Origin of the sequence: Qipengyuania profundimaris (assembly GCF_030717945.1) — a bacterium.
GTDB classification, from domain to species: Bacteria; Pseudomonadota; Alphaproteobacteria; order Sphingomonadales; family Sphingomonadaceae; genus Qipengyuania; species Qipengyuania profundimaris.
Genome location: NZ_JAVAIM010000001.1, coordinates 1507623 through 1529104 on the forward strand (window position 1 = coordinate 1507623; position 21482 = coordinate 1529104).

General features: G+C 63.7%; 19 protein-coding genes and 1 tRNA gene. 17 read left to right on the forward strand and 3 right to left on the reverse strand.

All coding sequences use genetic code 11. The annotated features are described in order from the left end of the window. The first annotated feature begins 1 nt into the window (after position 1). The 13 genes from bchB (at position 2) to Q9K02_RS07490 (ending at position 13683) form a co-directional block, all read left to right on the forward strand. Complete coding sequence (bchB, locus tag Q9K02_RS07430; protein WP_305932321.1) at positions 2 to 1543, forward strand: ferredoxin:protochlorophyllide reductase (ATP-dependent) subunit B; 1542 nt, start codon at positions 2 to 4, stop codon at positions 1541 to 1543. After that, positions 1533 to 5078, forward strand: a complete 3546-nt coding sequence (locus Q9K02_RS07435) for a magnesium chelatase subunit H (RefSeq protein WP_305932322.1) — start codon at positions 1533 to 1535, stop codon at positions 5076 to 5078. Before bchB ends, Q9K02_RS07435 begins: the two co-directional genes overlap by 11 nt. Positions 5079 to 5088: 10 nt before the next feature. Continuing rightward, on the forward strand, positions 5089 to 5988 hold the full coding sequence (bchL, locus tag Q9K02_RS07440; RefSeq protein WP_305932323.1) for a ferredoxin:protochlorophyllide reductase (ATP-dependent) iron-sulfur ATP-binding protein: 900 nt from the start codon (positions 5089 to 5091) through the stop codon (positions 5986 to 5988). Next, entirely contained in the window at positions 5988 to 6695 is a 708-nt protein-coding gene (bchM, locus tag Q9K02_RS07445; RefSeq protein WP_305932324.1) for a magnesium protoporphyrin IX methyltransferase, read from the forward strand. Before bchL ends, bchM begins: the two co-directional genes overlap by 1 nt. Further along, the gene (locus Q9K02_RS07450) at positions 6692 to 8116 is read left to right on the forward strand and encodes a BCD family MFS transporter (RefSeq protein ID WP_305932325.1); all 1425 of its coding nucleotides are present in this window, start codon (positions 6692 to 6694) and stop codon (positions 8114 to 8116) included. The genes bchM and Q9K02_RS07450 overlap by 4 nt, the downstream gene beginning before the upstream one ends. Positions 8117 to 8137: 21 nt before the next feature. After that, positions 8138 to 8908, forward strand: coding sequence for a photosynthetic reaction center subunit H (gene puhA, locus Q9K02_RS07455; RefSeq protein WP_305932326.1), 771 nt, complete (start codon positions 8138 to 8140; stop codon positions 8906 to 8908). Beyond that, positions 8905 to 9531: a photosynthetic complex putative assembly protein PuhB gene (gene puhB / locus Q9K02_RS07460; protein ID WP_305932327.1), complete on the forward strand. Its 627-nt coding sequence runs from the start codon at positions 8905 to 8907 to the stop codon at positions 9529 to 9531. The genes puhA and puhB overlap by 4 nt, the downstream gene beginning before the upstream one ends. Beyond that, positions 9528 to 10001 (forward strand): photosynthetic complex assembly protein PuhC, encoded by a 474-nt coding sequence (gene puhC, locus Q9K02_RS07465; protein ID WP_305932328.1) that lies wholly within the window; start codon positions 9528 to 9530, stop codon positions 9999 to 10001. The genes puhB and puhC overlap by 4 nt, the downstream gene beginning before the upstream one ends. After that, positions 9998 to 10288 carry a hypothetical protein gene (locus tag Q9K02_RS07470; protein WP_422785420.1) on the forward strand — a complete coding sequence of 97 codons (291 nt, stop codon included), beginning with the start codon at positions 9998 to 10000 and terminating at the stop codon, positions 10286 to 10288. Before puhC ends, Q9K02_RS07470 begins: the two co-directional genes overlap by 4 nt. Before the next feature lie 41 nt (positions 10289 to 10329). Beyond that, positions 10330 to 11373: a magnesium-protoporphyrin IX monomethyl ester (oxidative) cyclase gene (gene acsF / locus Q9K02_RS07475; protein ID WP_305932329.1), complete on the forward strand. Its 1044-nt coding sequence runs from the start codon at positions 10330 to 10332 to the stop codon at positions 11371 to 11373. Further along, positions 11367 to 12173 carry a putative photosynthetic complex assembly protein PuhE gene (gene puhE, locus Q9K02_RS07480; protein ID WP_305932330.1) on the forward strand — a complete coding sequence of 269 codons (807 nt, stop codon included), beginning with the start codon at positions 11367 to 11369 and terminating at the stop codon, positions 12171 to 12173. Before acsF ends, puhE begins: the two co-directional genes overlap by 7 nt. A 2-nt stretch (positions 12174 to 12175) precedes the next feature. Then, positions 12176 to 13396 carry a 5-aminolevulinate synthase gene (hemA, locus tag Q9K02_RS07485; protein WP_305932331.1) on the forward strand — a complete coding sequence of 407 codons (1221 nt, stop codon included), beginning with the start codon at positions 12176 to 12178 and terminating at the stop codon, positions 13394 to 13396. Between the two features lie 83 nt (positions 13397 to 13479). Then, positions 13480 to 13683, forward strand: a complete 204-nt coding sequence (locus tag Q9K02_RS07490) for a hypothetical protein (protein ID WP_305932332.1) — start codon at positions 13480 to 13482, stop codon at positions 13681 to 13683. Positions 13684 to 13780: 97 nt separating this feature from the next. Here the strand turns inward: Q9K02_RS07490 and Q9K02_RS07495 are convergent, their stop codons facing one another. Both Q9K02_RS07495 and Q9K02_RS07500 read right to left on the reverse strand, forming a co-directional pair. After that, positions 13781 to 14365 (reverse strand): pseudoazurin, encoded by a 585-nt coding sequence (locus Q9K02_RS07495; RefSeq protein WP_305932333.1) that lies wholly within the window; start codon positions 14363 to 14365, stop codon positions 13781 to 13783. Between the two features lie 74 nt (positions 14366 to 14439). Beyond that, on the reverse strand, positions 14440 to 15732 hold the full coding sequence (locus Q9K02_RS07500; RefSeq protein WP_305932334.1) for a DUF3422 domain-containing protein: 1293 nt from the start codon (positions 15730 to 15732) through the stop codon (positions 14440 to 14442). A gap of 108 nt (positions 15733 to 15840) precedes the next feature. Here Q9K02_RS07500 and Q9K02_RS07505 point away from each other — a divergent pair. Then, positions 15841 to 15915, forward strand: a tRNA-Gln gene (locus Q9K02_RS07505). A 125-nt stretch (positions 15916 to 16040) separates the two neighbouring features. Here Q9K02_RS07505 and yghU read toward each other — a convergent pair. After that, positions 16041 to 16892: a glutathione-dependent disulfide-bond oxidoreductase gene (yghU, locus tag Q9K02_RS07510; protein WP_305932335.1), complete on the reverse strand. Its 852-nt coding sequence runs from the start codon at positions 16890 to 16892 to the stop codon at positions 16041 to 16043. A gap of 94 nt (positions 16893 to 16986) precedes the next feature. Here yghU and Q9K02_RS07515 point away from each other — a divergent pair, with 94 nt between their 5' ends. The 3 genes from Q9K02_RS07515 (at position 16987) to Q9K02_RS07525 (ending at position 21477) form a co-directional block, all read left to right on the forward strand. Then, positions 16987 to 17991 carry a DNA topoisomerase IB gene (locus tag Q9K02_RS07515; protein WP_305932336.1) on the forward strand — a complete coding sequence of 335 codons (1005 nt, stop codon included), beginning with the start codon at positions 16987 to 16989 and terminating at the stop codon, positions 17989 to 17991. Positions 17992 to 18118: 127 nt separating this feature from the next. Next, entirely contained in the window at positions 18119 to 19132 is a 1014-nt protein-coding gene (locus tag Q9K02_RS07520; RefSeq protein ID WP_305932337.1) for a sensor histidine kinase, read from the forward strand. Positions 19133 to 19413: 281 nt separating this feature from the next. Beyond that, the gene (locus Q9K02_RS07525) at positions 19414 to 21477 is read left to right on the forward strand and encodes an NAD(+) synthase (RefSeq protein WP_305933475.1); all 2064 of its coding nucleotides are present in this window, start codon (positions 19414 to 19416) and stop codon (positions 21475 to 21477) included. Positions 21478 to 21482 lie beyond the last annotated feature (5 nt).

Consider the following 21482-nt stretch of genomic DNA (forward strand, 5'->3'; position numbering starts at 1 on the left):
GGTGCAGCTGTCGGTCTGGACCTACGAAGGGCCGCCGCATGTCGGCGCGATGCGGGTCGCGACAGCGATGGAAGGGATGCATTACGTGCTGCACGCACCGCAAGGCGACACTTATGCCGACCTGCTCTTCACCATGATCGAAAGGCGCGGCAAGCGCCCGCCGGTCACTTACACGACCTTCCAGGCGCGCGATCTCGGCAAGGATACGGCCCAGCTGTTCCAGGCGGCGGCGCGGGACGCGCTCGAGCGGTTCGAGCCGCAGGCGCTGCTGGTCGGCGCATCCTGCACCGCGGAATTGATCCAGGACGATCCGGCAGGCCTCGCCGAGGCCATGCGGCTGCCCGTTCCCGTCGTGCCGCTGGAACTTCCGAGCTATCAGCGCAAGGAATGCTGGGGGGCGAGCGAGACCTTCTACCAGATCGTCCGCCATCTGGCGGATAAGAGCGTAACCCCCGCACCGCGGGAGGGCCGTCGCCCGCTGGCCAATCTGCTCGGCCCCACGGCCCTCGGTTTCCGTCATCGTGACGATGTACGCGAAATCACCGGACTGCTGGCAAAGCTCGGGATCGACATCAATCTGGCCGCGCCGCTCGGTGCGACCCCGGCAGACATTGCGCGCATCGGTGCAGCGGACTTCAACATAGTTCTCTACCCCGAGACCGGGGACGAGGCCGCGCGGTGGCTGGAGCGGACGTTCAAGCAGCCGTTCGTAAGAACGGTTCCGATCGGCGTTGGCGCGACGCAGGACTTCATCCGCGAAGTCGCGCAGCTGGCAGGCGTCGATCCCGAACCAGCCCTTGCCGACGACCAATCGCGCATGGAGTGGTGGACCCGTTCGGTCGACTCGACCTATCTGACCGGCAAGCGGGTCTTCATATTCGGCGATGCGACCCATGCGGTGGCGGCCGCGCGCATCGCGCATGAGGAGCTTGGTTTCGAAGTCTGCGGGCTCGGCTGCTACAATCGCGAATTCGCCCGCGAAATTCGACAGGCTGCAAAGCTCTACGCCGTGGAGCCACTCATCACCGACGATCATCTCGAAGTCGAAGATGCGATCGCCGCCGCGCAGCCCGAACTTGTGCTGGGCACACAGATGGAAAGACACATCGCCAAGCGGCTCGGCCTGCCCTGCGCGGTGATCTCGTCACCCGTCCATGTGCAGGATTTCCCGGCGCGCTACAGCCCGCAAATGGGCTTCGAAGGCGCGAATGTGATCTTCGACACTTGGGTTCACCCGCTGGTGATGGGCCTCGAGGAACATCTTCTCACCATGTTCCGCGAGGATTTCGAATTCTCCGACGATGCGGGCGCCAGCCATCTGCATGCGCATGCTCCGAAGCGCGAACCGCGCGAACCGGTCACTGCAGAGCCGCTCACGGACGCTTCGCTTTGGACAACCGAAGCCGAAGCAGAGCTGAAGAAAATCCCCTTCTTCGTGCGCGGGAAGGCGCGGCGGAATACCGAGCTCTTCGCGGCGAACGAGGGCAGGGCGCAGATCGATCTCGAAACGCTCTACGATGCGAAGGCGCATTATGCCCGGTAGCGCGCTCCCGACAGTCCGCGTGACGATCGTTACGCTGGACAATCACCTGAAGGGTGCGGCCGAGCGTGCGTCCGAAGCGCTGGCGAAGGAGAACATCGAGCTTACGCTGCACGCGGCAGCAGACTGGGACCGCGATGCGGCCGCGCTTGACCGCGCCAGGGTCGATGTCGCGGCTGGGGATATCGTGATCGCGACCATGCTTTTCCTCGACGACCATGTGCGCGCCATCAGGTCGGCGCTGGAGGAAAGGCGCGAACATTGCGACGCGATGCTCGGCCTGATGTCGGCGGGCGAGATCGTGAAGCTGACGCGCATCGGCGGCTATCGCATGGATGCACCGGCCAGGGGTCCGCTCGCCCTGCTCAAGAAGCTGCGCGGCTCGAAGAAGGCCGGTGCGAGCTCGGGCGCGGGGCAGATGAAAATGCTGCGCCGCCTGCCGAAGATCCTGAAATTCATTCCCGGCACCGCGCAGGACGTTCGCGCCTATTTCCTGACGCTGCAATACTGGCTGGCCGGGTCGGACGAGAACGTCGTGCAGATGGTTCGTGCGCTGGTCGATCGCTATGCCGCGGGCGATCGCGAGGAACGGCGAGGCACCATGCCGGCACAGGCTCCGGAGGAATATCCCGAGCTCGGTGTGTATCACCCGCGCGCCACCCAGTTGATGTCCGAAAGCCTGCGCTTGCTGCCCCGGTCCGGCGGCAAAGCGGGTACGGTCGGACTGATCCTTTTGCGTTCTTACGTCCTCGGGCGCGATGCCGGACATTACGACGGAGTTATCGCGGCGATGGAGGCTGCGGGCCTTCGAGTGATCCCGGCTTTCGCCAGCGGCCTCGATGCGCGGCCCGCGATCCAGAAATTCTTCATGCGCGATGGCAAGCCGACCGTCGATGCGGTCGTCAATCTGACCGGTTTCTCGCTGGTCGGCGGCCCGGCCTACAACGACACACAGGCGGCGGTCGAGGTGCTGGGCGAGCTCGACCTGCCCTACATCGCCGCGCACCCGATCGAGTTTCAGTCGCTCGAGCAATGGGAAGAGGGCAAGCTTGGCCTCCTGCCGATCGAGGCGACGATGATGGTGGCTATCCCGGAGCTTGATGGGGCGATCTGTCCGAGCGTCTTCGGCGGGCGAAGCGACGAAGCGGACGGCCCCGTCCGCGCGATGCGGAGCCATCCCGAACGGGCTGCCGCGCTTGCGGCGAAGACCGCGCAATTGATCGCGCTGCGCAAAGCGGAGCGTGCGGATCGCAAGCTGGCAGTCGTCCTGTTCAACTTCCCGCCCAACGCGGGGGCAACCGGCACGGCCGCACACCTTGCGGTGTTCGAATCGCTCTTCGCGACACTGCAGCGGCTGGCGGCGGAAGGCTATGCGGTCGATGTGCCGGACACGGTCGACGACCTTCGCAATGCGATCCTGGTCGGCAATGCCGCACGCTACGGGGCCGACGCGAATGTCGCCGCGCGCATTGCGGCCGACGACCATGTCCGCGCCGAGCCGCATCTCGAGGCGATCGAGGCGCAGTGGGGCCCGGCCCCGGGCAGGCAACAGAGCGACGGCAGCACGATCCACGTCTATGGCGCGCATTTCGGCAACATCTTTGTCGGTGTGCAACCTGCCTTCGGCTACGAGGGCGATCCGATGCGCCTGCTGTTCGAGGGCACCTTTGCCCCGACACACGCCTTCGCCGCTTTCTACCGCTGGATCCGGCAGGATTTCGGCGCCGATGCCGTGCTGCATTTCGGCACCCATGGCGCGCTGGAATTCATGCCGGGCAAGCAGGCGGGGATGAGCGGCGATTGCTGGCCGGAACGCCTGCTCGGCGATCTTCCGAACTTCAACCTCTATGCAGCCAACAACCCGTCAGAGGGTATGCTGGCGAAGCGGCGCGCCTCGGCGACGCTGATCAGTTACCTTACGCCGCCACTGGCCGAAGCGGGCCTCTACAAGGGCTTTGCCGACCTCAAGGCGCTGGTCGAGCGCTGGCGCTCTTGCGACGAGGAGGAGGAACTGGCCAGCCTCGAAGCGATGATCGCCGAGCAGTGCGCCGACCTCGATATCGAGCGAGGCGATATCGGCGATCTTGCCGGCAGGCTCTACGAACTTGAGCGCGCGCTCATCCCGCACGGCCTGCATGTGTTCGGCGGAGCGCTGACGGCCGAGGAGCGGCAGACCTTCCTCGACGCCATGTGCGAGGCCGATCCCGACACCGACCGCGAGGCAATCGAGGCGAAGCTCGATGCAAACGACGAGCTCGGCGCGCTGGTCCACGCACTCGACGGCGGATATGTGAAGCCGGCCCCGGGCGGCGATGTGATCCGCAATCCCGAGGTTCTGCCCACCGGCCGGAATATTCACGGCTTCGATCCTTTTCGCATTCCGAGCGCTTTCGCCGTCACGGAAGGTGCGCGGCAGGCCGAACAATTGCTCGCGCGCCACCGCGCAAGTGGAGACGGCGAGTACCCCGAAAGCCTCGCGATGGTGCTGTGGGGCACCGACAATATGAAGAGCGAAGGCGTCCAGCTGGCGCAGGCGATGGCGCTGATCGGCGCCCGGCCGCGGCTCGACGGCTACGGTCGTCTGGCGGGGGCGGAACTGATTCCCCTGGAAGAGCTGGGCCGCCCACGGATCGATGTGGTCGCGACGCTGTCCGGCATTTTCCGCGACCTCCTGCCACTGCAAACGCGAATGCTGGCCGAGGCCGCCTGGCTTGCCAGTAGCGCCGACGAGCCGGTGGAGCGGAACTTCGTTCGCAAGCACAGCCTCGCCCATGCCGCAGCGCAGGGCTGCGATCTCGAAACCGCCAGCCTGCGGGTCTTTTCCAATGCCGAGGGCGCCTACGGGGCGAACGTCAACCAGCTGATCGATGGCGGTGTGTGGACCGATCCCGACGAGCTGGCCAACGCCTTCGAAACGCACAAGGGCTTCGCCTACGGCGTGAAGGGCGAGCCGGTGCAGCGCCGCGAACTGCTCGAAAGCGCGCTCGCCGGTGTCGATTTCGCCTACCAGAACCTCGAGAGCGTCGAAGTCGGCATTACCGATCTCGACCAGTATGTCGACGGCCTCGGCGGCATCAGCCGCTCGATCGCGCGGGCGAAGGGCGGCAAGGAAGCGCCGGTCTACATCCTCGATGCGACGCGTGGGCCCGCCAAGGTGCGCACCCTGGCCGAACAGATCGACCTGGAAACGCGTACGCGCACACTCAATCCCAAGTGGTTCGAAGGCATGCTCAAGCACGGCTACGAGGGTGTGCGACATATCGAGGGCCATGTGACCAACACGATGGGCTGGTCCGCAACCACCGGGCAGGTTGCCCCGTGGGTCTACCAGCAGATCAGCGAGACCTTCGTGCTCGACCCGGAGATGCGCGAGCGCCTCGCCGCGCTCAATCCCAAATCTTCCGCCCGCGTTGCCAACCGCCTGCTCGAGGCATGCGACCGCGAGCTCTGGCAACCCGACGACGAAACCCTGGCCGCGCTGCAAGCCGCGAGCAACGATCTGGAAGATCGGCTCGAAGGCGTCGTGGCAGCCGAATGAGGACCATGCGATGAACCTGATCGACCCCAAAGCCAAGTTCACCCCGCCGGACGGGGAAGGCAGCGTCCAGGTCCAGCTCGACCCGAGCGACAAGATCAAAGGCGCGAAGGTGTTCGCCGTCTATGGCAAGGGCGGGATCGGGAAGTCGACGACATCCTCGAACCTGTCGGCGGCCTTCTCCAAGCTCGGCCACCGTGTGCTCCAGATCGGTTGCGACCCGAAGCATGACAGCACGTTCACGCTGACCAAGAAGCTGATGCCGACCGTCATCGACGTGCTCGAAACGGTCGAATTCCATTCGGAGGAGCTGCGGCCCGAGGACTACATGTTCGAAGGCTATAACGGCGTAATGTGCGTCGAGGCGGGCGGCCCGCCTGCCGGGACGGGCTGCGGCGGCTATGTCGTGGGCCAGACGGTCAAGCTGCTGAAACAGCACCACTTGCTCGAAGATACCGACGTCGTGATCTTCGATGTGTTGGGGGACGTGGTGTGCGGCGGGTTCGCTGCACCGCTCCAGCATGCCGATCGCGCACTCGTTGTCGCGGCAAACGATTTCGACAGCATCTTCGCGATGAACCGCATTGCGGCTGCCATCAATGCGAAGGCCAAGAATTACGATGTTCGCCTCGCGGGCGTCATCGCCAACCGCAGCCGCGAAACCGACGAGATCGACCGCTTCGCCGAGGCGACCGGCCTCAAGCGTCTCGCCCATTTCCGCGATGTCGATGCGATCCGCCGCAGCCGCCTCAAGAAATGCACCCTGTTCGAAATGGATGCGAGCGACGAGGGCGTCGCGGAGGCGCAGGCCGAGTATCTCAGGCTCGCCAAGGAATTGTGGGACGGCGTCGACCCGATCAAGTCGCAGCCCATGAAGGACCGCGACATCTTCGACTTTTTGGGGTTCGAGTAATGGCCACGCAACCACTCTCCACCCGCTACGACACACAGCGCGAGAAGCTTGCCGCCTATTTCGACGGCACGGCGCGCAAGGCGTGGATCGATCTCACATCGGACGTCGAGGTCAGCGGCATTCGCGCCACGGTGCGGGCCGGCAGGGACGCGATGCGCGCGCAATTGCTGGACTGGCTGCCGGCGGACCTGCGGCGCAAGTCGGTCCTCGATGCAGGCTGCGGAACGGGGGCGCTCAGCGTCGATGCTGCCTGTCGCGGAGCGCATGTGACGGCCGTCGATATCGCATCTGGCCTGGTCGCCATCGCTCGCGAGCGTGCGCCCGGCTTTGTCGGTCATGGCAGGATCGATTGGTACGTCGGCGACATGCTCGATCCCGCATTCGGCGAATTCGACCATGTCGTCGCGATGGATTCGCTGATCCACTACCGGTCCGACGATATCGTCGAGACCATCGAGGCGCTGGGTAAACGGTGCCGCACATCCATCGCCTTCACCTTTGCCCCATACACCCGCCTGCTCGGTGCCATGCACATGGCCGGGAAGCTCTTCCCGCGCGGCAATCGTTCGCCGGCGATCGTGCCGGTGAGCGAAGCGGAACTGCGCCGCAAGCTGTCCCGCCTGCCCGGCTGGAAGGTCGCGCGAACCCAGCGGATTTCGAGCGGCTTCTACACTTCGCAAGCGATGGAGCTGGTCCGCACGAGATGACTGACGAACGCCGCCTTGCATCGCACTGGACGAAGGTAGCCACGGCCTGGCTGCCCTTCGCCGATGCGGCGAGCGCGGATTTGCCGCTGGCCCGCCTGCTGCGGTTGGCGCTGTTCCAGGTGAGCGTAGGCATGGCTGCGGTTCTGCTCAACGGCACGCTCAACCGGGTCATGATCGTCGAGCTATCGATCCCGGCCTGGCTGGTGGCGCTGATGATTGCGATCCCCTTGCTGGTCGCACCGCTGCGGGCGCTAATCGGGCATCGTTCGGACACGCATCGCTCGGTGCTGGGCTGGCGACGTGTCCCGTTCATCTGGTTCGGTACGCTGATGCAGTTCGGCGGGCTTGCGATCATGCCCTTTGCCCTGCTGCTGCTCGGGCGTCCGGGAGACGAGGGGCTGGGCGTCGCGGCCAGCGTGCTCGCGTTTCTCCTGACCGGCCTCGGCATGCATATGACGCAGACCGCAGGCCTTGCGCTTGCCACCGATCTGGCTTCGGAGGACAAGCGGCCGCGCGCTGTGGCGCTGCTATATGTCATGCTGTTGGCCGGCACGATGGTGGCGGCGCTTTCAATGGGCGCGCTGCTGCTCGACTTCACCCCCACGCGCCTGGTGCAAGTCATCCAGGCAGCCGCAGTCATCACATTCGTGCTCAATATTGTCGCGCTGTGGAAGCAGGAGCCGCGCCATGCGCGCGTGCCGCAGGACAATGCGCCGGCACCCGCCTTCACCGAGCTGTGGGCCGCTTTCATCTCGCGCGGACGCACCGCACGCCTGCTGGCAACGATCGGCATCGGTGCGGCGGGCTTCGCCATGCAGGATGCCCTGCTGGAACCCTATGGCGGCGAAATCCTCGGCCTGTCGGTGGGGGCGACGACGGCACTGACCGGGGCTTGGGCTGCCGGAGCGCTCGCCGGCTTTGCCGTCTCGGGCCGCGCGCTCGGGATCGGCGGCGACCCGCTGCGTCTCGCCGGTAGCGGGCTGGTGATTGGCGTGGCGGCCTTCCTCATGATCCTCTTCGCGGCACCGTTCCAGTCCACCGCCATGCTCTATGCCGGGGCCTTCGCCATCGGACTGGGTCTTGGGCTCTTCTCGGTCGGTACGCTGATCGAGGCGATGGGTCTGGCGAAGGACGAAGGTGCGGGCCTTGTCCTCGGCGCATGGGGCGCAGTGCAGGCAGGTTGTGCAGGTATCGCCATCGCGCTGGGCGGCCTGTTCCGCGATCTCATGTCCGCTCAAGCGGCACGCGGCACATTCGGCGGCGCGCTGGGCGATCCGGCGACCGGATACGCCGCCGTCTACTGCCTCGAAATCCTCATCCTACTGGCGAGCCTCGTCGCGCTCGGTCCGCTGGTAAGCCAGAACCGCGAGCGCGCTTTCACCGCTTCGGGGCCGATCGGCCTTCGCGAATTCCCGACATGATTGCCGGCCAAGGAGAGTCCCATGGATGACGTCAAGATCGTAGGCACGCTGGATGTGACGCAGCTCGTCTTCTACGCGTTCGTTCTCTTTTTCATCGCGCTGATATTCTATCTGCGTCGCGAAGATCGCCGCGAAGGCTATCCCCTGGAAGACGAGGGCACGGGCCGGATCGAAAGCCCCGGCGGACCGCTGAGCACTGCTTCGCCCAAGACGTTCCTGCTCCCGCATGGCCAGGGCACGTCCAGTCCGGAAAGATGGCGGCGCGACCCGGTCGATATTCCTGCCAAGCGCGCCTTCGGATCCGAAGGTGCTCCCTATGTCCCGACCGGCGATCCCTTTGCCGATCGCCTGGGTCCGGCGGCCTGGGTGGAGCGCATGCATACGCCCGATCTCACGGCGGACGGTAAGCCCCGCATCATCCCGCTCAGCAGCACCGACCACGTGGCCGTATCGCCGCGGGATGCCCATCCGGTCGGTATGACCGTGGTCGGGGCCGACGGAAAGCAAGCGGGCAAGGTGACCGACGCCTGGGTCGACATGTCCGAACATCACATTCGCTATCTCGAAGTCGCGACGACCGGTGGCCAGGTGCTCGCGCCGATGGCCATGGCAAAAATCCACGGTCGCCGCGGCATCATCGTAATCGATGCAATCCGGGCCGATCAGTTCGCCGGAGTGCCCAAGGTCGGTACGGCGAACCAGATCACGCTGAACGAGGAAGAGCGGATCGTGGCCTATTTCGGAGGCGGCTATCTCTATGCCGATCCGCGTCGGCAGGAGCCGCTGCTATGAGCGTGTTCCGGCAGACTGCGCAGATCAAGGCGCTCGGGCAACCGCAGGATGACGAGCAGGTCCTGTGGGAAGGCAAACCCGATCTTGCGACGCTTGCGCGGACGGCATTCCACACGCGGATCGTGACGGTCTATTTCCTCGGCCTGATCGCTATTGCCCTCGCGCTGGGCAGCTTCGGCGGCGCGGCGATTACAGCGGGTGCAGGCCTTGTCACGCTCGGCCTGATATACGGTTTCGCTTGGCTCGGCACGCGCACCACGACCTACATTCTCACCGACCGCCGCCTGATCCTCAACATCGGCATGGCGATCGAGAAATCGGTCAATATTCCGCTGAAGATGATCGGCGCTGCCCACCTGACTGACCGGGGAGCGGGCAGCGGAGACATCGCTGTCGAGCTGCTGAAGGGCAACGGGCTCGGATACGCCATCCTGTGGCCGCACGCGCGCCCGTTTCACCTGTCGAAACCGCAGCCCATGCTCCGCGCAATCCGGGGCGTTCGGGACGTCGCTGCGAAGCTGGCGGCAGCGACGGCACTGCATGAGGCAATCGCACTGGGAGGTGGTGAGGCGGCATCGGCAGAGGCCGAGCGCGGCGATGGCATGACGGGAGCGCTGGCGTGAGCAACAACGATCATGACGAGGAAATTCCCAAGGTCCCGCTCGTCATGATGGGAATGCTCGCCATACTCGCGCTCGCGCTGGCCGGTGCAACGAGTATGGGCTGGATCGCACGCGATGCGGTGCCTAGCGAGGCGCGCTCTGCTGCCGGAGTGGTGGCGACCAGCGAACGCAGCCTGTACTTCTTCGACGAGCCGGGCGGCGGCGTGCGGATCGAGGACGCATCGAACGGCACGCTGATTGCGCTCGTCGAGCCTGGCACCGGCGGCTTCATCCGCACCACGCTGCGCAGCCTCGTCCATGTTCGCCGCAGCAAGGATATCGGGGCGGAGACGCCCTTCGTGCTGACCGAATGGGATAACGGCGGGCTTTCGATCAGTGACAGTGAGACGGGCAAGAGCGTCGAGCTCGGCTCTTTCGGGCCCGACAACCGCGCCGCCTTTGCCGCCCTGCTGGAAGGAGGGGATGCATGATGCGCCGCAATCGCTTCGATACGCCTTGCGTCATTTCGGTCGAGCAAAGCGAGGCACATTTCCATGCGCATGTCGAGCTTGCTGGCGACGTCCCGATCTATCCGGGCGACCGCGTGCGCGTGCATGGTGCGCCGATCCAGATCCCTTTCGGCCACAGCGCTACCTTCGAACGCAGCGCCACCGTCACCCGCGCCGGCCCGATCGAGCGCGCCCTGACCCGACTCGCCGCCTACTTCGACCTCAAGGAACTTTACGAGGTCAGCTTCAATCCCGGGAGGATCAAGTGAACGCGCCCGCGAACTTAAAGCCCGCTCATGGCGGCCGGATCATGACCAGCGACGAGGCCATGGCCCTCGCGACGCAGGACACCATGCTAACCCCGCGCTTCTACACCACCGATTTCGACGCGCTGGATGCTATCGACGTGAGCCTCGTGCGCGAGGAGTGGGACCAGCTGATTGCGGACATGCTGGGCGATCCGAACAAGAAGCACTTTCGCGACAAGGGCAGTTTCGCCGGGATCATCGAAAACCTCGAACCGAAACTGCGCGCCGAATTCACCGATTTTATGGTCAGCTCGATGACCTCGGAATTCTCCGGCTGCGTCCTGTATGCGGAAATTGCGCGGCGGACGAAGAACCCCGACGTGAAGCAGCTGTTCAAACTGCTCGCCCGGGACGAGAGCCGCCATGCCGGCTTCATCAACGAAAGTCTCAAGGATGCAGGTATCGGCGTCGATCTCGGCTTCCTGACGAAGACCAAGAAATACACCTATTTCAAGCCGAAGTTCATCTGGTACGCGGTCTATCTGTCCGAGAAGATCGGATACGCGCGCTACATCACGATCTACCGGCACCTGCAGGCCAATCCGGAAAACAAGTTCCACCCGATCTTCGACTGGTTCGAGGAGTGGTGCAACGACGAGTTCCGCCACGGCGAGGCCTTCGCCATGCTGATGCGCGCCGATCCCAAGCTGCTCAAAGGCCACAACAAGCTGTGGATCCGGTTCTTCCTGCTGTCGGTCTACGCGACGATGTATGTGCGGGACCACGCGCGGCCCGTGTTCCACCAGGCGCTTGGCGTCGATCCGACCGGGTACGACTACAAAGTGTTCGAGATCTGCAATCGCATCAGCCGTCAGGTCTATCCGGTGGAACTCGATATCGACAGCCTGCGGTTCCGGGCGAGCATGGAAGCGCTGCGGCAGGCGGTCCTGCGGATCGAGGATGGCAAGGAGCAGGGCGGCCTCGGCGGCATGGCCAAGCGTGTCGGCGGCATGGCCGGGGCGGGGTGGAACTTCGCCAAGATGTACCTCCATCGCACCCGCAAGAACGAGCTGCCGCAAAGCGTGAGACTGCAGCCCGCATGGTAAGCTGGAGCGGCCATATCCTCCCGGTGATCGTCACCATCGCGATCTGGTTTTTTGCAACCGGCCTCATCGCATGGCTCGACAATCGCGAACGGGCGACCTTCCCGCGCAGCCTGATGCTGGGCGGGATCGCCGGGGTGGGGGGGCTGCTGCTGATCCTGGAATCGGCCCAGAGCGTTTCGGTGACAGGCGTCTACCTGGCTTTTGCCGGAGCCTTGCTTGTCTGGTCATGGCATGAGCTGGCCTTTCTGACCGGCGCCGTAGCGGGGCCGCGGCGGACGCCGTGCCCCGAGGGCGCATCGGGATGGCAGCGCTTCGCCCGCGCCAGCGAAGTCGTCATCCATCACGAGATTGCCCTCGCGCTCACGGCCCTGTTGTTGCTGGCGATAACCTGGAGCGCCCCGAACCAGTTCGGTGCCATGGCCTTCGTGCTGTTGTTCGCCCTGCGCCTCAGCGCGAAGTTCAACATGTATGCCGGAGTGCCCAATGCCAGCACCGACATACTGCCGCCGCATCTCGACTATCTGACCAGCTATTTCGGGCCCAACCGGTTCACCGCCTTGCTGGCCGTGACGCTGGTCGGTTCATTTGCGCTGGCAGCCTGGCTTGGCTCGCTGGCGCTGGCTGCCGAGGCGGGAAGCGCGGAGATGGTCGGCGCCAGCCTGCTGTTCGCCCTCGCTGCGCTGGGCGCGATCGAGCACATGTTTTTCGCCCTGCCGCTGCGCGATGGCGCGCTGTGGGGCTGGGCCCTGCCGAGCCGCAAGCAGGCGACGCAGGGCGCGATTGAAGAGGGAGTGACCTGACCATGGATTTCGAAGCCTTTTTCGAGCAGCAACTCGACGGCGTCCGCGAGGAGGGTCGCTATCGCGTGTTCACCGACATCAAGCGCCATCGCGGCTCCTTTCCGCAAGCGACGCGATTTGTCGGCGAGGACACGCAGGCAGTTACGGTGTGGTGTTCAAACGACTATCTCGGCATGGGCCAGCACCCTGACGTAATCGATGCGATGCATGCGGCGCTCGACGAGTGCGGCGCAGGTGCGGGCGGCACGCGCAACATCTCCGGCACCAATCACCATCACGTGCTGCTTGAGCAAGAGCTGGCCGATCTTCACGGCAAGGAATCGGCGCTGCTGTTCACTTCGGGCTACGTCTCGAACTGGGCGGGTCTCGGTACGCTGGCGAGCAAGATCCCGGGGTGCGTGGTGTTCTCGGATGCGCTCAATCATGCGTCCATGATCGAGGGCATTCGCCACAGCCGCGCACCCTACAAGATCTGGCAGCATAACGACCCCGAAGACCTCAATCGCAAGCTGTCCAACTTCGGCCCCGAAGTGCCCAAGCTGGTGGCTTTCGAGAGCGTCTATTCGATGGACGGCGACATCGCCCCCATCGCCGAGATACTGGATGTGTGCGAGAAGCACGGCGCGATGAGCTATATCGACGAGGTCCATGCCGTGGGCCTCTACGGCCCGCGCGGCGGCGGGATTGCCGAACGCGAAGGGCTGATGGGCCGGATCACCGTGATCGAGGGCACGCTGGGCAAGGCCTTCGGCGTGGTCGGCGGCTATATCGCGGCGTCCGCCGATCTGGTCGATTTCGTGCGGACTTTCGCAAGCGGTTTCATCTTCAGCACTGCGCTGCCGCCGGCGGTCGCCGCCGGGGCCTGCGCCAGCATCAAGCATCTCAAGACGAGCAATGCCGAGCGCGAGCGGCAGAAGGAGCGTGTCGCGCAGGTCCGCGCCCGGCTCGATGCCATGGGCATCCCGCACCTGCCCAATCCCAGCCACATAATCCCGGTGATGGTCGGCGATGCGCACAAGTGCAAACGGATCAGCGACTGGCTGATGGACAATCACGGCATCTACGTCCAGCCGATCAACTATCCCACCGTCCCGGTGGGCACCGAAAGGCTGCGGCTGACACCGTCTCCTGTGCACGACGATGGCGATATCGACCGGCTGATCACCGCGTTGAGCGAGATCTGGTCGCAATGCGAACTCGCCCGGATGGCGACCGCTGCCTGACGCCTTAGGAACCACTTTGCGCGGCAAACAGTTGATTTTACGACTGGCGGCGCGCCTCTTGCCGCCCGACCGAGGAAATTCTCATGAATGAAGGCACCCTCTTATCCGGCCTTTCGCTAACCACGCTCATCGTGGTCATCCTGATCCTTGCGCTGCTTTACGCCTTCTTCTTGCGTAAACGGAAGAATCGGCATCCGATGGACACGCCAGAAGGTGAGGCGGCGGAGGAAATGCGCCGCCGGGAGGCAGAGCGCAAACGCGCGGACGATACCGACGACATCGTCTGACTGCTGCAAATCCGGCGACGACGCCGCCAGAGAAAAGCCCCGGAGTCCTGAGCTGGACGCCGGGGCTTTTGCTTGCTTTTCGCGAGAGCTCGAGGATCTATTGCGAGAGCATCCCCTCGCTTTCCGCCTGGGCGAAGATCTCCTCGAACTTGCGACCGGCGAGCCCCGGGTGGGTGGTCGATTTCGCGGATTCGAGGTTCTCCGTCATGCCCTCGCCTTCCACGATGATCAGACCGACCATCCCTGCCGAATAGTGCGGGATGCATTGGAAGCCATATACGCCGGGCACCGGCACTACGTATTCGACCGGTTCGTTTATCTCTCCTTCCCAGCCACGCGCGCCTTCGGGCAGCATGCCGGCGATCGACGACGACTGATGCGTTGGATCGGTGGGAATGAAGCGGATCGTGTCGCCGACCTTGGCATTGATAAGGTTGGGCTTGAACACCTGCATGCCGCTTCCGTCCGGATCGCGCGTGAGCATCTGGACTTCGATGACGGTGCCGTTCGGCTCGACTTCGGGTTCGGTTGCAGGCGCGGTAGCCGTTTCGGTCTCTGTTGCAGCCGGCTCCGGAGCCGCGGCCGGTTCTGCCGCTTCTTCGTCGGCGCGACTACCGCAGGCGGCAAGCGCCATCAGGCTGGCCGCAGCGATGCTTCCCTTCAGGATACTGATTTTCTTCATTTATCACTCTCCTAGATCCAATCCACTCCACGTCGTCAATCGCCATAGACACTTTTTGCTGTCAATCCTAGCGGTTAGTCCTCTCTCGGTCGGCCTGTACCGCTCTCTCCGAGGTGCCGTTTCCTGATGCGGGAAATCAAAAGGAAGATTGCCAGCAGAACTAGCGGTGCCATGACGGCAAGAGCAATGTCGACCGCCTTGCCGTCCGGAAAGGCGGATGCTCCCTTCAGCACGAAAGCGATCAAGCCCACCGCGTAGTAAGTCGCGGCAATAACGGAGAGCGCCTCGACGAGGTGTTGCAAGCGCAACTGAAGGTTGAAGCTGCTTTCCATCGATCGCAACAGATCGAGGTTATTCGCCTTGATGCGGGTGTCGATCCGCGTGTTCAGCAGCGCGATCGCATCGCCGGTCCGCTCCGACAGGCGCCGCAGACGTTCGACGAATGTCTCACAGGTGCGCATGCCGGGCACGAGGCGTCGCTCGGTGAACTCGCCGAGGTCCGGAAAGCCGGGCACGGGCTCGATCGCAAGTGCGCCCAGCCGGTCCATGGTGATCTGCGAATAGGCGCGGCTGGCGCTGAGCCGATAACCGGATTCGACCCGCAACTGCGCCAATTCCGCCGAAAGGGCCGAGAGGTCTTGCATCACTCGTTCGTCGCTCGCGCTGCCTTCGCTACCCAGTTCAAGCGAATGGCGAGCGAGGCGATCCTCGAGGTCGGCCAATCGCGGCGAGAGCCGTCGCACTTCGGGGAGGGCCAGCAGAGCGAGATTGCGGTAATTGCCGAGTTCCTGAAGTCGCTGGACGATCCGTCCCAATTCGTCCGGCCGCGCGTCTCCAGCGGTTATCAACAACCTGCCGAAGCCGTCTTCCCGGATGCGGAAATCGGACCAGATGATGACCCCGGCATTGACCTTGCAGCATACCAATTCGCTGTCTTCGAAGGCCATTTCGTCGAGCCGCTTGCGCGCTTGCTTTTCCGTTTTCTCGACGAATATCCGCGTGGCCCGGACGACCACGCCGGGCCAGTCCGCCATAATGCCCTCTGCACCTGCGTCGTCATTCGCGATGTCGATCCCGCCGATCAACGTGAGGGTGGTCGCTTCGGTGTGCTGCTCCCACAGCAGGACTCGCTCGCCATCCAGCGGGATCATCGCATGGCGCGCATCGGCATGCAGATCGACATCGTTCCGACCGGCGAGTTCCGCAATTAGTTCGGACTCGGTTGCGCGCTCGCTGTCCGAAACGAGAGACACGATCTGCATAATGAACGCCGGCGCGCGCACCGGTGCAAAGCGGCGCAAGTGCATCTCGCGCACGAGCTCACGTCGCAGGGGATGCTCGGTCAGGTTCACAGGGCCACTGTACATGGAGCGGGGCTGTGCGGGAAGCACGTTGCGTTTCGCCGAGAGGTACGCGAAAATTCGTGCCGCCCCCTTCACATTGGACGCGGCTCGGCTATAGGGGCGCTCGCTTGCTGGGGTGTAGCCAAGCGGTAAGGCACCGGTTTTTGGTACCGGCATGCGCAGGTTCGAATCCTGCCACCCCAGCCACTAATTCGCACCATGCTTGCTCAGGATCGAACCTGCTCGCGAAGCGAACATGCAGGTTTGGAAGCGGGGCACGCAGCGCGGAGCTGGCCGAAGGTCAATTCTGCCACCCGGCCAGCATCCCCGAGCTAGAGTGTCTTGCCCTCGAAATCGCTGGCCGAATGCCGTTCGAGAAGCTGTGCGTTTTCGTCACCCCACGCTTTGTTGACAATCCGCCCGCGTTTCACGGCGGGGCGCGCGGCGATCTGTTTCGCCCAGCGCTCGACGTTTGCGTATTCCTGTATCGACAGGAAGGTGCGCGCTTCGTTGTAGATGGTGCCCTCGACGAAGGGGATGAGCCACGGTGCTGCCGCCATGTCGGCGATCGTGTAGTCGTCGCCGCCGAGATACTCCGATTGCGCCAAACGCTGATCGGCGACGTCGAACAGGCGCTTGGTTTCCATGGCGTAGCGGTTGATCGGATATTCGAACTTCTCGGGTGCATAGGCATAGAAGTGGCCGAACCCGCCGCCGATGAATGGTGCACTCCCGACCTGCCAGAAGAGCCAGCTGAGGACTTCGGCGCGGGTGTGATCACTCGGCACGAACGCGCCGAATTTCTCAGAGAGATGAAGCAGGATCGCGCCGCTTTCGAAAACGCGGACGGGGCTGTCGCCGCTGCGGTCGAGCAGGGCGGGAATCTTGCTGTTAGGATTGATGTCCACGAAGCCGCTGGTGAATTGCTGTGCTTCGCCAATGTTGATCGTCCAGGCGTCGTATTCGGCACCGGAGTATCCCGCTTCGAGCAGCTCCTCGAACATTACCGTCGCCTTCACACCATTAGGCGTCGCGAGGGAGTAAAGCTGGAAGTCATGCGCTCCGACGGGAAGGTCTTTCTCTTCGCGCGCGCCGGCGGTCGGCCGATTGATATTGGCGAACTTTCCGCCATTCTCGGCGTCGTGGGTCCAGACTTCGGGCGGGGAATATATCGCATCGGCCATTTGGGGGTCTCCTCTGAGGATCGGGCTACGTCACTCGTCCATTCGTCGCAAGGTGGGGAACCGTGACAGCCCACCCACGGTTTATCGCTACGCCATGACCAAGCTCATCTATGTCGACGACGATTTGCCCGGTATCACCCGCAAGGGTGCGGGGAAGGGATGGGCCTATTACGATCCGAAAGGTCGGCTGATCACCGACCGGGCGGAGAAGCGTCGGCTCAACGCGATCGCCTTGCCGCCCGCCTATGTAGACGAATGGTTCTGCCCCGCACCGAACGGCCATATCCTTGCCACCGGCATAGATGCGAAAGGCCGCAAGCAATATCGCTATCACCCCGATTTCCGGGCCGAGCGCGAGGGCGAAAAGTTCGACCGCTGCATCGAATTCGGGAGCCTGCTGCCGCTGGTGCGCAAAAAGGTCGAGGAGGATCTTAAAGGAAGCAAGCTGACTCGAGAGCGGGCGACGGCCAGCGTCATCCGGCTGCTCGATCTGGGCGCAGTTCGTGTCGGGAACACGGGCTATGCGGAGCGCAACAAAAGCTACGGCGCGACGACCTTGCGGCGCAAGCATGCCGAGGTGACCGGGAAGACGCTCAAATTGCGGTACAAGGGCAAGTCCGGCAAGATGCGCGAAGTCACCCTGACCGACGGCAGCCTCGCTCGCGCGGTGCGCAAGATGCAGGACCTGCCCGGTCAGAACGTCTTCAAATATATCGACGAGGATGGCGAGGTGCAGACTGTCGATTCCGGCGATGTGAACGAATACCTCGAAGCCTGCATGGGCGAGCGCTTTACAGCGAAGAACTTCCGCACCTGGCACGCCAGCGTGATGGGGTTCGAGTGCCTGCGCGATGGCGAGGGCCGGATGCCGATGAAGGCCCTGCTCGATTGCGTGGCTGGGCAGCTGGGCAATACACCTGCGGTTACGCGCAAGAGCTATATCCATCCGGCTGTCATCGATCTCGTTGATCGGCAGGAGGATTGGAGGCATGGCCTGCGGCTGCCGCGAGCGACGCGCTGGCTGACCCGCGAAGAACGTGGTTTGATCGAGTTGTTGCAGGAAAGCCCCAGCGCAGCCGATTTACTTGCAGCTGCCTGATTGTGCGCAAGACGAGTCGACAGGTTGCAATAATCTCAATATAAGAGCGGAGCCGATGCCCGGGGTGTTTCGGCTTTCCGAACCGCAACGTGCTTACGGAATTGGCTTCCCCGATAGGAGAGACGGGGTGCAGCGTCTCGCGGAATTCGATGTCAGTCGACAATTTATCACTGGTCGTGGGAAGCTCGCGGCGCAGCTGACGTTCGGTGCCATTTGTGCAGCGGCGATGATTGGGTTGCGGTCGCTCTATGACATGTGGGCGCCGGAGTCCGGGCCGTTCGCGCTGATCTATCCGACAGTGTTGCTGGCGACCTTCTATGGGCACTGGCGGGCGGGGCTGGTGTCTTTCGTCGTCACCTTCTTTTGGGCGTGGTATTTCGTACTGCCTGGGCAGTCGTCCTTTTTCTTTACCAACCCGACCGATCCGGCGCGCGTGCTGCTCAACGCCGTTTGCTGCCTGATCGTCATCATCTTCGCCGAAGCGTTCCGTCGGGCTGCGCAGAGCACCATGAAGGAAATCCGCGAGCGCGCGGACAAACGGCTGACGCTGCTTGCCGAGCTCGAGCATCGCACCAAGAACAATTTCGCGCTGGTGGCCAGTCTGCTCGAAATCCAGAAACGGCAGATGTCCGACCCGAGCCTGCATGGCGCGCTGGAAGATGCGGTCGGCCGCGTGCGGACCTTCGCCGATGCCTATTCCACCTTGACGCTGGACCACGAAGAGGGCGGCGATGTCGCGATGAAACCATATCTCGATGTCCTGTTGGACCGGATCGAGCGGGCTGCCTTGACCGAAAACATCAATGTCTACCGCGAGATCGAGCCGATGAGGCTGCCGAGCGAAACGGCGGTGGCTATCGGCCTCTACCTGAACGAAGCGATCTCGAACTGTGCGAAATATGCGTTCCCCGAAGGCCGGCTCGGCAAGATCGGAGTGTTCCTGCAGGCTGTTGACGGCGGGTGGCGACTGACCGTCGAGGATGACGGTGTCGGCGAAGAGGCAATCAAGCTCAATTCCGGTGGCTTGGGCAAAAATCTGATGCTTGCCTTCGCACATCAGGCGGGGGCCTCGCATTCGGCAGGCCCGGTGCTCAATGGCTTCCGCAACGAGATGGCTGAGAAACGCAGCGAGCTTGCCTAAAGTATCCGAAAAGGATACCGCAGAGGGCGATGCACCGCGCCGGAGCCAGAATTCGCGCTTTTAGGGAAGCGCTTGACCCTCCGTTGACCGCAGCAGAATTCGGCGAGCAGTATGGCGAGCCGGAACCCTGGCCGAGCCGAACAGTCTATGGCTGGGAGGCCAAGGGTCGCATTGCCCGCGCAGCCGTCCAGCGCCGCATGTCCGAACTCGGCATCTGCCAGCCGGCCGACTGGCTGGAGCCGGTATCTGCCCATCCAGCAATCAAACAAGAAGCGAGACCGATGAGTCAAAGCGACACGCACCCGTTCTACGACCTGCACACGCACGGCTTCGTCAGGGTCGCCACTGCGACGCCGAGCACGCGTACGGCCGATGTGGCGTTCAATGCGGCGGGGATCGTCGAGCAGGCGCAAATGGCGCATGATCGGCACGTCGACTTGCTGCTTTATCCCGAGCTCAGCCTCTCTTCCTACGCCATTGACGATTTGCATTTGCAGGCAGCGCTCCTTGATGCCGTTGAGCGCCATCTGGGCGAGGTGTGCGAAGCGACCCGCAGTTTCTCGCCGGTCCTCGTCATCGGCGCACCGCTACGGCGCAATGGCCGGATTTACAACTGCGCCGTCGTCTTGTCGCGCGGCGAAGTGCTGGGCGCGGTGCCCAAGAGCTTTCTGCCGAACTACCGCGAATTCTACGAGAAGCGCTGGTTCAGCCACGGCCGGGATTGTGTCGGGCTGGAAATCGAAGTGGGCGGGACGAGCGTGCCTTTCGGCACCGACCTGCTGTTTGCCGCTAACGACTTCCCCGGCTTCACCTTCGGAATCGAGATATGCGAGGATTTCTGGTCGCCCAATCCGCCCGGCGCGCTCGCCGCGCTGGCAGGCGCGACGATCCTCTGCAACCTGTCTGCATCCAACATCACCATCGGCAAGTCGGACGAACGGCACATGCTTTCCCGCGCCAGCTCCTCGCGCCTGGTCTGCGCCTATGCCTATTCGGCCAGCGGGCACGGCGAAAGCACGACCGACCTCGCGTGGGATGGGCAGGGCATGGTGTACGAGCTGGGCGACCTGCTGGTCGAAAGCGTGCGCTTCGATCTCGCTCCCGAACTCTGCGTGACCGATGTGGACACGAAGCGCGTCCTGGCCGAACGCATGCGCATGCAGACATGGGGCGATGCGGCCGATGCTGCGGGGCGGCCCGAAGACTGGTTCCGCCAGGTCGGGTTCGAACATGCGCCCAGACTCGGCGACAAGGGACTGGAGCGCCCGATCCGTCGTTTCCCCTTCGTGCCGAACCGCGCGCACAAGCTGGACGAGGATTGCTACGAGGCCTTCAACATACAGGTCGATGCGCTGATGCGGCGCATACAGGCAACAGGCGCGAAATCGCTCGTCATCGGTATCTCCGGCGGGCTCGACAGCACGCATGCCCTGCTGGTCGCGGCCAAGGCGATGGATCGGCTCGGGCGCCCACGCAGCGACATTCGCGGCTATACCATGCCCGGCTTCGCCACGTCGGAGGACACCAAGTCGAATGCATGGAAGCTCATGAACGCGTTCGAGATCACGGCGGAGGAAATCGACATCAAGCCCGCCGCGCGGCAGATGCTCGAAGACATCAGCCACCCCTTTGCCGATGGCGAGCCGCATTACGATGTGACGTTCGAGAACGTGCAGGCCGGGCTGCGTACCGACTACCTCTTCCGCTTGGCCGGCCACCACTCAGGCTTCGTGATCGGCACCGGCGATCTCTCCGAATTGGCGCTCGGTTGGTGCACCTATGGCGTGGGCGACCAGATGAGCCACTACGCCGTCAACGCAGGCGTTCCCAAGACGCTGATCCAGTACCTCATCCGCTGGACCACCACGACCAGCCAGTTCGACGAGCAGTGCGACGAGGTGCTGCTCGCCATTCTCGATACCGAGATCAGCCCGGAGCTTGTGCCTGCGGGTGAGGACGGCGCGATCCAGTCCACCCAGTCGATCATCGGGCCCTACGAGCTGAACGACTTCTTTCTCCACCATATCGTCCGTTATGGGCAGAGTCCGAGCCATGTCGCGTTTCTCGCATGGCATGCGTGGAAGGATGCGAAGGAAGGTCTGTGGCCGATCGACTTTCCCGAAGAGCGCAAGAACGAATACGACCTCGCCACGATTGCGAAGTGGCTCGAAAATTTCGTGAAACGCTTCTTCGCCTTCAGCCAGTTCAAGCGCAGCGCCTTGCCCAATGGTCCGAAGGTTAGCGCGGGCGGAGCCCTCTCACCGCGCGGCGACTGGCGCGCGCCGAGCGATGCGGTGGCCGATCTGTGGCTCGACGACTTGAAGCGAAACGTGCCGGAAAGCTGATCGAG

Excerpts from the sequence above, each read along its gene's own strand:
- hemA (WP_305932331.1), top strand. The coding sequence starts at position 12,176 with ATGGATTTCGAAGCCTTTTTCGAGCAGCAACTCGACGGCGTCCGCGAG.
- puhA (WP_305932326.1), top strand. The coding sequence starts at position 8,138 with ATGGATGACGTCAAGATCGTAGGCACGCTGGATGTGACGCAGCTCGTC.
- Q9K02_RS07470 (WP_422785420.1), top strand. The coding sequence starts at position 9,998 with ATGATGCGCCGCAATCGCTTCGATACGCCTTGCGTCATTTCGGTCGAG.
- Q9K02_RS07495 (WP_305932333.1), bottom strand. The coding sequence starts at position 14,365 with ATGAAGAAAATCAGTATCCTGAAGGGAAGCATCGCTGCGGCCAGCCTG.
- Q9K02_RS07435 (WP_305932322.1), top strand. The coding sequence starts at position 1,533 with ATGCCCGGTAGCGCGCTCCCGACAGTCCGCGTGACGATCGTTACGCTG.
- Q9K02_RS07515 (WP_305932336.1), top strand. The coding sequence starts at position 16,987 with ATGACCAAGCTCATCTATGTCGACGACGATTTGCCCGGTATCACCCGC.
- Q9K02_RS07525 (WP_305933475.1), top strand. The coding sequence starts at position 19,414 with ATGAGTCAAAGCGACACGCACCCGTTCTACGACCTGCACACGCACGGC.
- bchM (WP_305932324.1), top strand. The coding sequence starts at position 5,988 with ATGGCCACGCAACCACTCTCCACCCGCTACGACACACAGCGCGAGAAG.
- puhE (WP_305932330.1), top strand. The coding sequence starts at position 11,367 with ATGGTAAGCTGGAGCGGCCATATCCTCCCGGTGATCGTCACCATCGCG.
- Q9K02_RS07450 (WP_305932325.1), top strand. The coding sequence starts at position 6,692 with ATGACTGACGAACGCCGCCTTGCATCGCACTGGACGAAGGTAGCCACG.
- yghU (WP_305932335.1), bottom strand. The coding sequence starts at position 16,892 with ATGGCCGATGCGATATATTCCCCGCCCGAAGTCTGGACCCACGACGCC.
- acsF (WP_305932329.1), top strand. The coding sequence starts at position 10,330 with ATGACCAGCGACGAGGCCATGGCCCTCGCGACGCAGGACACCATGCTA.
- puhB (WP_305932327.1), top strand. The coding sequence starts at position 8,905 with ATGAGCGTGTTCCGGCAGACTGCGCAGATCAAGGCGCTCGGGCAACCG.
- Q9K02_RS07500 (WP_305932334.1), bottom strand. The coding sequence starts at position 15,732 with ATGTACAGTGGCCCTGTGAACCTGACCGAGCATCCCCTGCGACGTGAG.
- Q9K02_RS07490 (WP_305932332.1), top strand. The coding sequence starts at position 13,480 with ATGAATGAAGGCACCCTCTTATCCGGCCTTTCGCTAACCACGCTCATC.
- bchL (WP_305932323.1), top strand. The coding sequence starts at position 5,089 with ATGAACCTGATCGACCCCAAAGCCAAGTTCACCCCGCCGGACGGGGAA.